Origin of the sequence: Synechococcus sp. BIOS-U3-1, assembly GCF_014279975.1 — a bacterium.
GTDB lineage: Bacteria > Cyanobacteriota > Cyanobacteriia > PCC-6307 > Cyanobiaceae > Synechococcus_C.
This window is the reverse complement of the sequence record NZ_CP047936.1, coordinates 1763759-1778313: the sequence shown is the minus strand read 5'-3', so window position 1 is coordinate 1778313 and position 14555 is coordinate 1763759. Positions and strand designations below refer to the sequence as shown.

General features: G+C 58.5%; 13 protein-coding genes. 8 read left to right on the top strand and 5 right to left on the bottom strand.

The window, feature by feature from the left end; translation table 11 throughout:
* Positions 1-36: 36 nt before the first annotated feature.
* The 4 genes from SynBIOSU31_RS09660 to SynBIOSU31_RS09645 all read right to left on the bottom strand — a co-directional run bounded on the left by SynBIOSU31_RS09660 (position 37) and on the right by SynBIOSU31_RS09645 (position 2849).
* Entirely contained in the window at positions 37-1680 is a 1644-nt protein-coding gene (locus SynBIOSU31_RS09660; protein ID WP_255477185.1) for a CocE/NonD family hydrolase, read from the bottom strand.
* Complete coding sequence (locus SynBIOSU31_RS09655) at positions 1652-1939, bottom strand: hypothetical protein (protein ID WP_186489537.1); 288 nt, start codon at positions 1937-1939, stop codon at positions 1652-1654. The genes SynBIOSU31_RS09660 and SynBIOSU31_RS09655 overlap by 29 nt, the downstream gene beginning before the upstream one ends.
* 65 nt (positions 1940-2004) lie before the next feature.
* Positions 2005-2409: a DUF4332 domain-containing protein gene (locus tag SynBIOSU31_RS09650; protein ID WP_186489535.1), complete on the bottom strand. Its 405-nt coding sequence runs from the start codon at positions 2407-2409 to the stop codon at positions 2005-2007.
* Positions 2406-2849: a Ycf51 family protein gene (locus SynBIOSU31_RS09645; protein WP_186492963.1), complete on the bottom strand. Its 444-nt coding sequence runs from the start codon at positions 2847-2849 to the stop codon at positions 2406-2408. Before SynBIOSU31_RS09645 ends, SynBIOSU31_RS09650 begins: the two co-directional genes overlap by 4 nt.
* 85 nt (positions 2850-2934) lie before the next feature.
* Here SynBIOSU31_RS09645 and SynBIOSU31_RS09640 point away from each other — a divergent pair, with 85 nt between their 5' ends.
* From SynBIOSU31_RS09640 to SynBIOSU31_RS09605, 8 genes are all read left to right on the top strand, one after another.
* Positions 2935-7371 carry a translocation/assembly module TamB domain-containing protein gene (locus SynBIOSU31_RS09640; RefSeq protein WP_255477184.1) on the top strand — a complete coding sequence of 1479 codons (4437 nt, stop codon included), beginning with the start codon at positions 2935-2937 and terminating at the stop codon, positions 7369-7371.
* Between the two features lie 27 nt (positions 7372-7398).
* On the top strand, positions 7399-8316 hold the full coding sequence (locus SynBIOSU31_RS09635; RefSeq protein ID WP_186489531.1) for an ROK family protein: 918 nt from the start codon (positions 7399-7401) through the stop codon (positions 8314-8316).
* A 27-nt stretch (positions 8317-8343) separates the two neighbouring features.
* Positions 8344-9657, top strand: a complete 1314-nt coding sequence (locus tag SynBIOSU31_RS09630) for a glutamate-5-semialdehyde dehydrogenase (protein WP_186489529.1) — start codon at positions 8344-8346, stop codon at positions 9655-9657.
* The gene (gene folB / locus SynBIOSU31_RS09625) at positions 9654-10037 is read left to right on the top strand and encodes a dihydroneopterin aldolase (RefSeq protein ID WP_186489527.1); all 384 of its coding nucleotides are present in this window, start codon (positions 9654-9656) and stop codon (positions 10035-10037) included. The genes SynBIOSU31_RS09630 and folB overlap by 4 nt, the downstream gene beginning before the upstream one ends.
* A gap of 1 nt (position 10038) precedes the next feature.
* Positions 10039-10653 (top strand): esterase/lipase family protein, encoded by a 615-nt coding sequence (locus SynBIOSU31_RS09620; protein WP_186492962.1) that lies wholly within the window; start codon positions 10039-10041, stop codon positions 10651-10653.
* 70 nt (positions 10654-10723) lie between these two features.
* Positions 10724-11419 (top strand): hypothetical protein, encoded by a 696-nt coding sequence (locus tag SynBIOSU31_RS09615; protein ID WP_186489525.1) that lies wholly within the window; start codon positions 10724-10726, stop codon positions 11417-11419.
* Positions 11420-11424: 5 nt separating this feature from the next.
* Positions 11425-11976, top strand: a complete 552-nt coding sequence (locus SynBIOSU31_RS09610) for a hypothetical protein (protein ID WP_186489523.1) — start codon at positions 11425-11427, stop codon at positions 11974-11976.
* Positions 11973-13112, top strand: coding sequence for an alpha/beta hydrolase (locus tag SynBIOSU31_RS09605; protein WP_186489521.1), 1140 nt, complete (start codon positions 11973-11975; stop codon positions 13110-13112). The genes SynBIOSU31_RS09610 and SynBIOSU31_RS09605 overlap by 4 nt, the downstream gene beginning before the upstream one ends.
* Here SynBIOSU31_RS09605 and SynBIOSU31_RS09600 read toward each other — a convergent pair.
* Positions 13072-14553: an ArgR family transcriptional regulator gene (locus SynBIOSU31_RS09600; RefSeq protein ID WP_186489519.1), complete on the bottom strand. Its 1482-nt coding sequence runs from the start codon at positions 14551-14553 to the stop codon at positions 13072-13074. The two genes, SynBIOSU31_RS09605 and SynBIOSU31_RS09600, sit on opposite strands and share 41 nt — an antisense overlap.
* Positions 14554-14555: the final 2 nt, after the last annotated feature.

Below are 14555 nucleotides of genomic sequence, written 5' to 3'. Positions count from 1 at the left end.
AGTACGGTCGTGTCAGTCTGCCGGAGTTCTTCAGTGTTAGGGCGCCAGCAGAGGCAGCATCCACAACTGAGCCATCTCAAGATGCAACTCAATACTGATCACGCGGCAATCAGCGCTGGGTGCCCTACAGGCAATCCCCGGCTGTCCAGGATTGATGGCAATGGCTGGCCAGGCTGCTCCTGCGATCGACAGGCGCAGCCGGTCACCGGGCTCGAACGTGGCGTGTAGTGGCTGAAGTTCCAGCTCTCGTTCGCAGAGCTCCTGGACTCCTTGCCCGCGGACTCGCAGCATCCCCGTTGAGAGCTGTTGCACTGTGTTCATATCCAGAGGCAATCGCGACAGCGCTACGCACAGATCGAATCCAGGCTGGTCAGCGCAGACGCGCAGTTTCAGTTTCGGCGTGCCACTCAGAAGCAGGGCGCCTTTCAGGGTTTCACCGGTAAATACCGCGACATCGCTGCGGCGATCAAGGGATGCTCGATCGCACGGCCCGGCACTGGGGCTGAGATGCCCGCCGATAGCGGGCACAGGCCGCCATGGGTCATGCACGATCACCACCTTGCCAGCAGAATCAGCAGCCGCAGTAAGGATCTGACCTTCTTCTGCCTCAATGCAGGCGAGGCCTCGACTGCACAAATACCAGCGCTGCTGAGATGGCGGTTGTGATGAAGTCTGAGATGAGGGTGCGCTCGATGCTGGGTTGAGACCGTTCGGTTCGCACCAGCTTTCGCTGACCTGGTCCCACAGCCAAACAACGATTTCATCGTCGCTTTCTTGGTCTGCGGAGTCGTTGGAGGGTGAGATCAGATGCCGCTGAAAGAAGTTCAACAGAAGTGCGCTGCTTTCTGTCCACCACTGCAGATGGGTCGCAGGGCCGATGTGGAGTTCAGGCCGGCCTCCAGCCGCCCTGGCTTGTTCCGCAAGAGCAATCACGCCGCGGAGATGGGGATCCCACCATCCCCCCAATAACAGCATGGGTTGCTGCAGCCATCGCTGCGAAACGGAATGTTGAATCCACTCGCTGTCCTGTTCGGGGGTTTGCTGCAGCCAGCGCAGGGCCATGCCGTCGGGATCATGGCGCTCAAGCAATGGCATGCCTTCTCGTAGATAGCTGCCGTCCTCCAGGCTGCGTCGCATCTCCTCCCAGGCCGAGTGATCTCCACGCTTTTTGGCCTGGAGACTCGCCAGCTGTAGGCCCCAGCCCAACCCCAGATGCCACCAGTGGGCATTGCCGTCGCAGCTCCAGTGATCCCGTTCATGCAGGCCGCACATCGCCGGTGCCAGACAATCTGGCGGTGGGCAGTCTGAAGGCGCCAGTAGTTGGGTTAGTCCCTGATAAGAGAAGCCATACATCCCAATGCGACCATTGACCTCTGGCCTATTCCGAAGCCAAGTCAAGGTGTCGGCTGTGTCGAGCGCTTCCTGCGAGAAGCCTTGGAAGCGTCCTCCCGAATCCCCCTGACCGCGCACATCTTGCACGACGACGACAAAGCCATGGCTGCACCACCAATCAGGGTGAGGAAGCGTGACCGTTGACGCGATGGACTTGCCGTAAGGCTGTCGCATCAATAGCGCAGGCCAGGGGCCATGTCCGGAGGGTCGCCATACCCGTGAGACGAGCTCAACGCCGTCGCTGGTGATCAGTGATGTATCAGCGAACTTCCGGGCAGTTGAGTCCAATTACGTAGGTCGCGACAATTTCAGCCTCAGTTTTGTTGAGGTTGCGTTGGCCGGCAATGACAGCAATGGATTGGCTCGACAGTGCTGACCCACCTTGAGCATTGATCGATTTGAACTGTTGGCAGAGAGCCTGGGCTTCACCGGGGTTGCGCTTGACGCTTTCCAAGAGTGATGACTGGGCCTGACTGACAGGGCTCACCGCGAGCAGTGCTGAGACGGCAGCAACTGTTGCGAATTTCAGGTTGTTGAGGAAACGCATCGCAACCTCTGTCCGAATCGGTCCTCATTTGAAACGGGTGAGACGAACATGGCTGGTCTCGACGGTCAGTTCGTGTTTTGCCTCTCCTTGGCTCGGAGGATCCAGCGACGGGCCAATGCCAGATCCACAACGGGTGGACGTCCGCTTCGCAACTGACGTTCAAGCCGACCGGTCCGGGTGAGTAGCTCCTGAGGGGAAGACCCAGCGATTGCTGTCACGGTGGCCAGTCCTGCATGCATCAGCAGAGCAGCATCCTGAGGCGCCAGGTCCAACGAGCAGGCGAGATTGGCCATTGCTTGCAAGCGCCTGAGGTTGCGTGCTGATGCTCGCCCGCTGGAAGCCAGTCGACTGATCCGTCGTTCATCGAGAGCCTGAAGCTGCCCCCAGGTCGTAATGCCGGAGGCAAGCAGCTGTTTCAGTTCGTCGCGCAGGCCCTGGGGCAGCTCCTGTAGAGGATCCTCGGGTCTCATCCAGCTCGTAAGTCGCGGACGGTTTCGCCCAGAACCACCGATCTTGAAGCCCCTTCCCCAGCGGGCTGCAGCTGACGTAGGCGAACAGTCACCTCCGGGCTGTTGCGACCGCCTGGACGCACGTTTCCTGCCAGTTGCTGCAGGGTCGGTTCGATCGCTTCGTCTGGGAAATCGGCCTGAGCCTGAGCCACAACCAAATCGGCGCCATTGTCAAACACAATCGGCGCTCGCAGTGCTCCTTCCACGCTGACGCCTGGTGTGTAGCTGAGACCAAAAGCCCAGCAGCTGGCCGACAACAGCAGGGTGAAACTGCTCACGCCTACCAGCCGGAAACGGATCCCCCAGCGGGCGATGAAGGCGATCAGGGTTAATCCGAACAGCGCCAACCCGCCCTTCGCGAGCCAGATGCTGGAGGTTGAGAGCAATTCCTCAAGTGGCATGGGCTGGTCTGCTCGGAATGTGGTCCTTATATTGCGTCGACCTCCGGCGTATTGACGGGCATCGATGCGAGGAGGTCCACCCAGCATGCGGCGTAACAGGCTCGTCCTGTCGGTTTTGGGTGGATCCCTCATTGGTGGAGTGGCGCTCTGGTTCGCGGCCGATCGCTGGGTCGGTTCGCTGTTTCAGCGTTTGCGTCCAAGCCTTGAGGCTCAGATCTCCAAGCCTCTTGGTCACCCCGTCAGCATTGGTCGCTATCGGGGCCTTGGTCCGCATGGATTCGCTTTAGGACCTGTTCAAGTCCGCAAAGGTCCACGCGATCAGTCGACGGCAGAGATTCAGCGCATCACTATCGGGTTCGATCCCCTCGCCAGCCTGCAGCGATTCAAACCAGTGCTCACGGTGCGGGTCAGAGGTGCTCATCTCGATCTGAAGCGCAATGAGCAGGGCAGCTATTGGATTCCGGGCCCATTCCCTCAGCAAAGCGATCCACCCCGCTTGGATCTTCAGGTGCGTTTCAGTGACCCCGCCAGGGTCAGGGTCGTTCCTGCGGAACTCAGCCTGACAGCTGCGGGATGGAGCGATATCCGTCTCGATGAACACAAGGCGGATGGCGTCCTCAAGTTTGTGCTTCCAGAGAGGGGGCGCATCAGCGTCAAGGCAAAGGGCCGTTGGGTCCGTCCGGAGTTTCAGATCACCACCCAACTGGAACGGATTCAGCTGGCTCGCTATCAGGCCCTGCTCCCGTTCGAACTGCCACTTCAGATGCAGGGGCAACTCGGGGGCAACCTTCGTCTGGGTTGGCGTCGGGGACAAGCTGACTGCAGCGGTGGACTGTCTCTGCGGAGAGCGCAGTTGAGTGGTCAGGCCATGGAGCACATGCTCGAGTCGCCGCAGTTGCGAGTCAGTTGCCGAGGGGACATGCTCAAGGTCCCAAACAGTCAATGGACTTACGGCCCTTATCGGGCTTCCCTTGGGGGGAGCGTGCGTCTCAATCGCTCCTTCGACCTGAAGGGAGCCCTCAAAGAACTGGATCAGAACCGCAATCTGGCGTTCCAGGTGGAGGGCGACTGGGACCAACCGAAACTGCGCATCGATGGGCTCTGGGCATTGCCAGATTCCATTCCGGTGGACGGACCTCTTCGCCTTGGCGCTCAACTGAGTGCCGATTGGCGAGACCGCCAGGATTGGTCAGCCACTCTTGATCGCTTTGTTCTCAAAGCACCTGGTCTGGATGTAAAGGCCAAAGGAGCGCTGCATCCTCGGCTGAAGATTGCGACCCAGCGGCTTGAGCTAGCGGGATCCGCGTGGAAGCGTTTTGCACTCTTCTCTCCGCTTTTCGGGACTGCAGCCCCAGTGAAGGGAAAGCTGCAGTTGAGCGGTGCATCGCTGAAACCGGAAGTGTCTCTGGCCATGGCACAGGCCAGCAATCCCTTGCTGCAGTCATGGTCGTTAGAGGCAGGCTGGACTGCGCAATCAGGACTGCTGAAGCTTGAGCAGTTCCGTAGTCCTGAGTTCACTGCCCGCGCCAGAATGCCGCTCAGCCTTGCTGCAGGCGGTCTGAATTCCGGCCCCTTGGAGGCCGATCTGCGCCTAGACGCCTACCCGCTCAAGCGACTGGGTCCTCTTCTGGGTACAGAGATGGATGGAACGATGACGGCATTCGGTCGGGTCATGGGCCCTCTTGATGCACTCCGCCCTGATCTGCGCCTTGCGGTGAATCATCCGCGGGCGGGTGCTGTGCGTCTGATGGAGGACTGGAGTGGAACCTTCCTCGGTCGCTCCGGTGGTGGCGGTGTGCTGACGATGGCCTCGGTTGGAGCAGTGATTGCGGGATCACTTGAGGCCCAGCTTGGTGCGAATTGGCTTCCCACCGATGTGATGCTGCGTCGCCGCAAGGGGGATCTGCAGCTCACAGGAACGCCGGCTGCTTACCAATGGACAGCCAATGATCTAACGGTCGATGGGCTGGAACTGACCCTCCCTCCCAGACAACGCTGGGAAGGGGTTTATGGCCGTTTGAGTGGTGAAGGCACCCTTGCACTGCAACCGCTCGCCATGACCGGCGATCTGAGCATTAACCGTCCAGGACTCATGGGGCTTCAGCTTCAGCAAATGCTGCTCACGGGCCGCTACTCGGATCGCCGTTATGCGATCACGGGCGAACTGCTGCCACCGGATACGGGCCAGATCACTGTGGATGTTGAAGGACGGTCTAATGGTCCTTTCAAGGGGCAAGCTGTGGCACGAGGACTGAGCGCTCGTTGGCTTAGCAACAGTGCTCTCAGCCTCCCGAGGCTCAGTCAAGATGAGCCCCTAGAGCACGGCTCAGCATCCGATCTGGGCACGCTGCTGATCAATACCTTCGGCGGCAATCTGGACGGGCAGCTGCAAGCACTGCGTCATGCCCGACAGGCCTTGCTGCAGGCGCGACTTAAGAACCGTGACCGCGAACCTTTCCGTCTTGAAGATCTACGCGGGCAGGTGGATGCGGTGATCGATCTGACCGGTCCTCGGATCAGTCGTCTCAATCTCGATCTCAATGCTCGAGGTCATTTATGGATCGAGGGTGAGGATGCTGATTACGCCTTGCAGGTGAAACCCTTCACTGCACGGATTGAAGGACCATTACAAGGAGGAGAGGGGCAGTTTTCCTTTGCGCACCTCCCATTCAGCCTGCTCGCGCTGGTTGCTCCCGTCCCGCGGTCACTTCTGGGTGCGCTTGGCATGAGAGGTACCTACCGGCTTGATGGTTCCAAGTCAGTGATCAGCAGCGAGCTGGTTCTCGAGGATGCACGTCTCGGCTCCAACCCAATTGCTTTAAAACGCGGCCAGGTGCTGCTGAGTGATCAGGCTCTTAAACTTGACCTAGCTCTTGTCTCCGACTCCTCCAAAGAGGCTGTGACCGTCACTGGGAGCATTCCCTTTGCTGCTGACCAGCCACTCGATGTCCGCATCGTGAGCCTCGGAGATGGTCTGAAGTTTCTGACCGGGCTGGCCAATGACACCATCGCTTGGGACAAGGGGGATGTTGATCTTCGTCTGTTGCTCGGTGGCACCCTCCTAGCGCCGGAGGCCAACGGCTACATCGTGATCAAGGAGGCTGCCTTCAAGGCTCAGGGCCAGAGCCTTACCAAAGTCAATGGCTCCATGGTCTTCGACTTTGACCGGCTGGAAGTGCAGACGCTCAAGGGTCGTTTCGGCTCAGGTGGTCAGCTCAAAGGAAGTGGTGCACTCGCGCTTCTGCGTCCCTACCCCGAGCCCAATCCGCTACGCATCCAGGTCGAAAATGCCCGTTTGAAGCTTCCTACTGCTGATGTAGAGGTCGGCGCTGACCTGATGCTCACAGGAGCTGTGGTGAGCCCACAGATCGGCGGAATCTTCGAAATCAGTCATGGAGCGATTCGCCCTCCTCGCTCCATGTTCTCTCGGGCCAGAAATCCACAGTCTCAGAAGTCAGCTTCCACCAAGGCAGTCTCCGTTGATGAACTCCTCGAGGAAAAGTGGGACTTCAAAGAGCCACTGGTTCTCAGTGGCGCTGATGTGGAGGCGGCGACCAGTCGCTCGATCAAGGCCTCTCTGCCCAAGCTGCCCTTCATCGGATTCCGCGATCTGCGCCTCACCCTTGGCCCCAAACTGAAAATTGAGGATCTGCCTTTCTACAACTTCACGACGGCGGGTCTTCTCACCGTTAATGGAGCTCTTGATCCCAGCCTGGAACTGCGAGGAGTTGTTGAGTTGCTGTCCGGCCGGGTGACCATGTTCACCTCGACGTTCAGCCTTGATCGTGCTGCCGCCAATGTTGCAGTGTTCACGCCCTCGCTCGGGCTGATTCCCTACGTCGATGTCGCCATGGACACCAGGGTCTCCGACAACGTGACCATCAATAACGTCGATAACAGCGCCTTCTCCACCTCAGTGTTTGATACCAATGGTCTCGGCAACCTCAGTGGCGGATCCACCTCAGTGTTTGATACCAACGGTATCGGCAACCTCAGTGGCGGAGGACAGCTGCGGCTGATCAAGGTGATGCTCACTGCCAGCGGACCAGCCGACCGCCTGGCCCAGAGCATCCGTCTGCGCAGTACACCGTCTCTTCCCCAACCGCAGTTGCTGGCCTTGATTGGCGGCAACTCGCTCGCAGGTCTTTCGGGAGCAGGGGCCGGTGCGGCTTTGGCTGCCGTGCTTGGTCAGTCGTTGCTGTCCCCTGTTCTGGGAACGTTCAACGATTCATTCAATCAGCGCCTGCAGTTCGCCCTCTATCCGACTTACGTCAATCGCATTGTTCAGAATGAAAAGGACCGCGTTTCCGGTCAGATCCCGCCCCAGCTCACCCTGGTGACCGACGTGGGTGTCTCCATCACTGAACGCTTCGACTTCTCCGTGTTGGCTGCTCCTAATCGCAATGACATCCCACCGCAGGGAACCTTGACGTATCAACTCAATCCGAACCTGAGTCTGTCCGGAGCGGTCGACAGTCAGGGCACTTGGCAGAGCCAGCTGCAACTGTTCATGCGGTTCTGATTGATGGCTGAATCGATTGATCAATGCATGAGAAAAGAGGTAACTGATCGGTGCGTTCTGGGTGTGGATCTCGGTGGAACGGCGATCAAGCTCGGTCTGTTCAGCTTTGAAGGGGAGTTACTGGCCGAACATCAGCGACCGACGCCCCAACCGGCCACACCGGGATCGGTCTGTGTGGAGATCGTCGACGCGATCGCGAGCCTTGATCCCGATGGTCTGGCTTCGGTGGTGGGGATTGGTTTGCCGGGTCCTATGGATGCCGATGCGCGGGTGGCCCGCGTCTGCATCAATCTGCCCGGCTGGGAGGAGGTTCCTCTGGCGGCGTGGCTTGAATCACGCCTTCAGCGCAGGGTCACCCTCGCCAATGACGGCAATTGCGCTCTTGTGGGTGAGGCATGGAAAGGCGCTGCTCAGGGTTACAGCGATGTGGTGTTGCTCACTCTTGGAACCGGTGTTGGCGGAGGAGTGATGCTCGCTGGCCAGTTGTTCACAGGGCATCACGGAGCCGCCGCGGAACCCGGCCTGATCACGCTCTTTCCCGATGGACCTGAGTGCAACAGCGGCAACAGGGGGTCGCTGGAACAGTTTGCGAGCATTGCCGGGTTGAAGCGTCTCAGTGGTGTTGAGCCATCCTCACTGGCCTTGGCCGCATCCAGTGGTGATCCTCAGGCCATCAGCCATTGGGACCGCTACGGCCAGCTTCTGGGCACTGGGATCAGCTCGCTTGTTTACATGTTTACGCCGCAGCTGGTGTTGGTGGGGGGAGGGCTCGCTGGTGCGAGTGAGCATTTCCTCCCCGCGGTGCGCCAGGAGGTCGCCACTCGTGTTCAGTCGGTGAGTCGCGAGGCTCTTCAGATCAAGGCGTGTGCACTGGGCAATGGCGCGGGCCGTCTGGGCGCCGCTCGCCTGGCGATTCAGCGATTGCTGCTTTCTCCGTCTCCCTAGGCGGGATGATGGAGCCTGTTTTGACTGATGCCCGTGCAGGCCGTTCCAGATCCCTCCCCGGAGCTTCTGTCTTTGGCGGCGGGCCTGCGCCGTGCCGCCACGGAACTAGGGCTGACCAGCGATGAGCAGCGCCGAGAGGCGTTGCTGGCTATGGCGGAGTCACTTCGTGCCAATACCCACGCCATCGTTGCCGCGAATCGGGTGGACCTTCAAACCGCTGAGCAAAGCGGTTTAGCTCCGGCACTGATGGCCCGTCTCAAACTTGATGAAGTCAAGCTTGAAGGAGCGATCACCGGGCTGCGACAGTTGGCAGAGCTTGATGACCCGCTAGGCCAACGTCAGTTGCACCGGCAACTTGATGATGGCCTTGTGCTCGAACGCGTCAGCGTTCCCTTAGGGGTCGTTGGCGTGATTTTCGAGGCCCGTCCGGATGCCGTGATCCAGATCGCCTCGCTGGCGATCCGCTCAGGTAACGGGGCAATCCTGAAGGGTGGACGTGAAGCTGAGTGCACCAATAAAGCAGTGATGGCAGCACTGCAGCAGGGACTTGTCGCCACGTCGGTTTCTTCTGAGGCCCTCGCTCTGCTCACCACCCGTGAAGACAGCCTTGCGTTGCTGCGGCTTGAGGGCTTGGTGGATCTCATCATCCCCAGGGGAAGTAACGAACTGGTGCGTTTCATTCAGGACAACACCCGCATTCCTGTGCTCGGCCATGCCGATGGGGTCTGTCATTTGTATGTGGATGCTGAGGCGGACCCAGATCAGGCTGTGGCCATTGCCCTGGACAGCAAAGTGCAGTATCCGGCTGCTTGTAATGCCTTGGAGACGCTGCTTGTTCATGCCGACATTGCTGGGGTTTTCTTGGAGAAGGCCATCCCCGCCTTCCAGGCCGAAGGTGTCAGGCTGCTCGGTGATCCAGGCGCTTGTGCTCGCGGAATCGCTGAGGCCGCGGCTGACGAGGACTGGAGCACGGAATATCTGGCGTTGACCCTTTCGGTTCGTGTTGTGGATGATCTTGATGCAGCGCTGGAGCACATCCGGCGTTATGGCTCACGTCATACCGAGGCGATTGCAACCCGTAACGTCTCCACTGCAGAGCGATTCCTGCGTTCCGTGGACAGTGCCGGTGTCTACCACAACTGTTCCACCCGATTTGCTGACGGTTTCCGCTACGGCTTCGGCGCTGAAGTGGGCATCAGTACTCAGACCCTGCCTCCGAGAGGTCCCGTTGGTTTGGAGGGGCTGGTGACCTATCGCTATCGATTACGTGGTGATGGCCACACCGCTTCCGACTATGCCTCTGGTGTGCGGCAGTTCAATCATGTGGACTTGGAGGGATGAGCAACGTCACCCCTCCACTGGACATCATCAGAGTCGATAATCTCCGCCTTTGGGCCCATGTGGGGGTTCTCGACCATGAGCGTGAACTCGGTCAGTGGTTCCGTGTTGATCTGGAGTTTCATCTTGATTTGAGCCAATCGGCGTCTGCTGACTCACTGGCGGCAACAGCCGATTACAGCCTGGGAGTCCAGGCTTTGCAGGGCCTTGCTGCGGAGATCACCTGCCACACCCTCGAACATTTCAGTGAGCGCATATTCGAGAAGCTTGAGGGGATCTATGGCGCTTTACCGATGCATCTTTGGCTGAGCAAATGTCATGCTCCGATCCCAGGTTTCGCCGGTACGGTGAGCCTTGAACGCTGGCGACGAAAGCCGTTCTGATATGACCACCACGGTGCCTTCTCCGTCACGGCGACCGCTGGTTCTAGTCCATGGTCTCTGGGATACACCTCATCTTTTTCGGCGATTGGTCCGGCGGCTGGAGGAGCACGATGTTCCGCTGTTGGTGCCCCATCTTCCGCACCGCTTTGGGGCTGTTCCTCTGCACACACTGGCGGAACAACTTGACGATCACATCCGTCGGCGTTGGGGTGATCACGTGGAGGTGGACCTGCTTGGTTTTTCGATGGGCGGCATTATCGGGCGTGTCTGGCTCCAGCAGCTCGGAGGTGTTCATCGCACTCGTCGCTTTGTGAGTGTTGGCAGTCCGCAGCAGGGAACTGTCACGGCGCAGTGGATTCCCTCATGGCTTTGCGCCGGGCTGGCGGACATGAAACGTGGCAGTCCTCTGTTGCGTTCTCTCAATACTGATGCCCAGGCACTTAAGGGATTGGATTGCGTCAGTTATTACTGCCGCTGGGATTTGATGGTTGTCCCTGGATGGCAGGCCCATCTGCCTTTTGGACTGGTCAGCAGTCTTCCTGTCTTCACCCATCAGCAGTTGATATCGCATCCCCGATCTCTTGATGTTTTGCTGGGAACGCTGCTGAGCGACTGATTGGCGCACGAACAGTGACATGTTCTGTGCTGATGGGCACACTTTGAATGTCATTCCAGTCCTGCCGCGCATGTGTTTTTCGGCTTCGGCAAGTTTCACGGCCTCCGCCGTGCTTGTTCCTCTTGGTCTTTATTCGCATCATCTGGCCACCCGTCATGAGCGGCCTGATTACAAGCCTCTCGCTTTGGTTCCGTTCTTCTTCGGAGTTCAGCAATTTGTCGAGGGTCTGGAATGGACTGCGATCGACCGTGGCAGCATCGAGCCCCTCGCAACGATTGGTGGCCTTGGCTTTCTCTTCTTTGCCTACTGCTTTTGGATGATCTGGATCCCGTGGAGCGCTTGGTCCATTAGCCGCAGTACGGACTCCAAAGGATTGCAACGACGCTTGAAATGGGTCTCGATTGTGGCCACGGTTCTGGGGATCGCCTTCTATTTGCCCATGCTCTTCAATCCGCCGGCGATTCAGCCGGCGGTGCATAGCAATGGTCGTCTTCTTTATGACATTGCAAGTCTTCACAGCATCTTTCACAACTTCGTCAACACAGAACCTGTTGGTGAGTTGGTGTATTGGGGCTTTATTGTCTTGCCGCTTATTGCCGTCAGTGACAAGGCTGTGAAGCTGTTTGGTGTGCTCATCTTCGTGTCGATTTTCCTCACGTGGGCCACTTACAGCGCAACCTTCAATTCGGTCTGGTGCTTCTATTGCGCCGTGCTTTCGATCATCGTTCTCTGGATCGTTAATCGTCCCCATCTGCGACGGGCCTGATGCCAATGGCTGATCAGCTGTTGGCTTCTCTGCAGTCCATGGGTCAGCTTCTGCTTGCCATGGACACCGGCGTTGGTCTGCTGATCGGCGTTGGGTTGTCGATGTCGGCCTCGCATTTGTTTGCGTTGCTGGCCAACCGACTGACGCCGAAGCAAATCGTGTTGCACATGATCGTTGATGCGCTGGTGCTCAGCCTGGCCTTTCTGCTCGGAATTCTTTGTCACAGCCTGATGCTGATGTTGTTGGAAGGCGTTCCTCTTCAGCCGATCACCTTTGCCAATCACATGGGTGCCGCCATGTGGCCAGGCTTGTTTTATGTGCTGGCCGCTGCTCCTTATGTGAGTGATCTGATCGCAGTGACCTTGCTGGCCTGGATCCATCTCAATGTGATGTTGCTGCTTCAGGCGGTCTACAACATCCCTCTGGAGACGAGTCTGGTGGTTGCGCTTCCTGGCTTTGTGCTTGCTCTGCTGTTGGTGGGATTGCTGTTCGCGCAGCGTTGGCGCACCAGCTACACCATGCTCGCCACAGAGGTCTCGGCTCTGACCTCGCCATGACAGGGGCCTCTGAAAAAGACACCGTGGCGGCTGTTCAGCATCAACGCCGTCGTCTTCGGCAGGTGCGCCGTTGGTTGGTGGTGGCGCTGGTCTGTGTTGTCATGCTCGGCCTGCTGGGCGTGACTGCTGTCCGTCGGGATGCGACCTCTCTGTTGCAACCGGGATCGTTGTTGGAACTGCTGACCTGGTTCGGAATTGTTCTGGTGGTGGTGGTCGCACTGGTCGGTGTTTATTCGGTGATGGTGGATTTCGTCTTCTGGGAAGGCTGGATGCATGGCCTCCCAGACCCCAGTCGCCTGTTTGCGTCAGGCAACACGGGTTCTGACCAGCATCGTCACTATGTGGTCTACCTCGATGGCATTCATCAGAGTGAAGAAAGCCACCCACCGCGTGTGAGCGACTTCCTCAGTTGTCTGCAGGAGTCGATTGCGGATGACACGATGCTGGTGAAAGGGATCGAGGCTTACACAATCACCAATGCTGGACTGAGTTCGACCACCTTCGCCGGATGGTTCTGGCAGCGCCTGTTCGCTCTGCAGGAGCATCACCCCAATGGTCTGGTCCGCTTTGTCTGCGCTTTTTGTGTGCAAGCGAACAATGTCATCAAGGTCGGGATCTCCTCGGATCGCCGTTATGGACCAGTGATGAACTACGAGCTGGCGTTGAAAATTGCCCGTCGTCTCGATTCGATCGGCTTTCGGCCCCATCAGGCTTCTCGCATCGTCCTCGTCGGTTACAGCGGTGGTGGAGAGATGGCGATCGGTATCGCTGAAATCCTTCAACAGCTCTGTCGTGTGAGAGTTCAGGTCATCACCGTCTGTGGTGTCTTCAGCGGTAATGGCGCGCTTGAGTCGGTCAATGACGTGGCCATGGTGCTGGGCAGCCTTGATCCTGTCGCTGCTCTGGGGCGGATCGCCTATCCCGGTCGTCTGCCTCTGTTGCCACTCTCCAATTGGAATCGCTGGCAACGTCAGCATTCCCTGCAGCGCTACATGATCGAAGGGATGGGTCACAATGGCTCATCTGGTCCGTTCTCCACGGCGTTCCGCAGTTCGGTAGTTGAGGCCATCTGCACGGAACTCGAGCGCTCAGTGCTTAGCCCCCCGTTAAGAGCTCCCCTGAAAACTCCCCGTTAAGTGCTCGTACCAGTGCGAAAGGGCTGTGTCGTGGCTGGCTTGCTCTCAGCCTTCGGCAAGCATCAGGTCGTGATTGGTTGTCATGGAAGAGGTCCTGGGGCAGCTGCTCCAGGGCAAGGCGGTAGCGATTCACGCTGTCGTCTGTCGCTTGCAGGCCCGCGTCCAGTTGTTGCTGCAGCTGGCGGTGCAGTCTCTGACGCCATAGGTCTGCAAGCGTCAGTGGGAACAGGTTGGTTCGTCCAGTGATGGCCTGCTCCAGCAGGGCTGTGGAATCGATGCAGAAACCCAGCGCTCCGTATCCACCCAACTGCAGATGGCTGAGTTGGGCTTCGCTGTTATGCACGGCTGCAATCAGCTCGCAAAGATCGAGTGTTTCACCCAACTGTTCGCCTCTGAGTTCAGTTGTTTGATAGGTGACAGTGCCATTGCTTCGGTCGTTCTGCCAGGGACGATGCAGCTCATTGAGGGCTGCCCAGCCATTTAATCCTTCAACTCCCTGGTAGTACTGCAATAGCAGTGGCGAGCTCTCGGGAGGCCGCAGTTCCATTTCGAGGGAGGAATGGGGCATCAGTGCCTGGATCTCTTGGCTTGTTTCATCAAGAAGACCGGTCCGATAAGGCACCGCTAGCGGGATCTGCAGCCATTGCTCACCGATGCGAGTGCTGGCACCGAGGCCAAAACTGGCCACACTCGTTCGAATCCGGGCACAACACTGCCAGCTCTGTTTCGTGAGCTGATCCAATAGCTCACGGCCGCTGCTGACTCCTTCGAAGCTGAATGGTTCTAAAGCACGGCCTGCTCTGTTCAGTCGGTTGCTTCCGAGCGCATTGAGGATCTGCGCTAACAGACGATTGCGCAGCCGTTCAGGTTCTGCCTGCACATTGGTGAGTCCGTGGTTGCTCCAGGTCAGAGCCCCGCCCATGTGACTGATCTTCGCCAACATTCCACCTGGATGTTGTGGCATCACCGACGCTGTTTCCATGGCGTCTGCCGTCATTGACCACAGCGCTTGGAGTGTCTGCGGTAAGGGGAGGGTTTGTTCAATATTGATGGAGATCTGTCGCTGACACCAGCGATCAAGGGCACTGAGCCCTGAGGGTTTGGAGACTGCGGGCAACAGGTGCTGCAGGTCATCGGCCAGGGTTGCCAGCAGTAGAGGGCTGACCAGATTGTTTTCCAGCAGGCTTCCCAAGCTGCGTAGATGCTCCGGCAGGTTTGCATTCCGCCCGCGCCAGCGCCGGGGAAGCATCAGCAGCAGCGGTATTAAACGTTGATGGTGCAGATCGCCGAGCAGCTCTTTGAGGAACGCTTCACGACTGATGCCGCGGCGTAAGTTGCTTTGCTCCAGTGCTTCATCAAGCCCGATCAGAGGAGCAAGGCCTGTGCCGTCACCAGTGGACTGCCCCCAGGTTGAACTAAGCCTGAGCTGATCGTCTGCCATGG

Bases quoted from the DNA above. Each gene is read 5' to 3' on its own strand.
- SynBIOSU31_RS09655 (WP_186489537.1), bottom strand. From the start codon at position 1,939: ATGCGTTTCCTCAACAACCTGAAATTCGCAACAGTTGCTGCCGTCTCA.
- SynBIOSU31_RS09650 (WP_186489535.1), bottom strand. From the start codon at position 2,409: ATGAGACCCGAGGATCCTCTACAGGAGCTGCCCCAGGGCCTGCGCGAC.
- SynBIOSU31_RS09645 (WP_186492963.1), bottom strand. From the start codon at position 2,849: ATGCCACTTGAGGAATTGCTCTCAACCTCCAGCATCTGGCTCGCGAAG.
- SynBIOSU31_RS09640 (WP_255477184.1), top strand. From the start codon at position 2,935: ATGCGGCGTAACAGGCTCGTCCTGTCGGTTTTGGGTGGATCCCTCATT.
- SynBIOSU31_RS09635 (WP_186489531.1), top strand. From the start codon at position 7,399: ATGAGAAAAGAGGTAACTGATCGGTGCGTTCTGGGTGTGGATCTCGGT.
- SynBIOSU31_RS09630 (WP_186489529.1), top strand. From the start codon at position 8,344: ATGCCCGTGCAGGCCGTTCCAGATCCCTCCCCGGAGCTTCTGTCTTTG.
- folB (WP_186489527.1), top strand. From the start codon at position 9,654: ATGAGCAACGTCACCCCTCCACTGGACATCATCAGAGTCGATAATCTC.
- SynBIOSU31_RS09620 (WP_186492962.1), top strand. From the start codon at position 10,039: ATGACCACCACGGTGCCTTCTCCGTCACGGCGACCGCTGGTTCTAGTC.
- SynBIOSU31_RS09615 (WP_186489525.1), top strand. From the start codon at position 10,724: ATGTGTTTTTCGGCTTCGGCAAGTTTCACGGCCTCCGCCGTGCTTGTT.
- SynBIOSU31_RS09610 (WP_186489523.1), top strand. From the start codon at position 11,425: ATGGCTGATCAGCTGTTGGCTTCTCTGCAGTCCATGGGTCAGCTTCTG.
- SynBIOSU31_RS09605 (WP_186489521.1), top strand. From the start codon at position 11,973: ATGACAGGGGCCTCTGAAAAAGACACCGTGGCGGCTGTTCAGCATCAA.
- SynBIOSU31_RS09600 (WP_186489519.1), bottom strand. From the start codon at position 14,553: ATGGCAGACGATCAGCTCAGGCTTAGTTCAACCTGGGGGCAGTCCACT.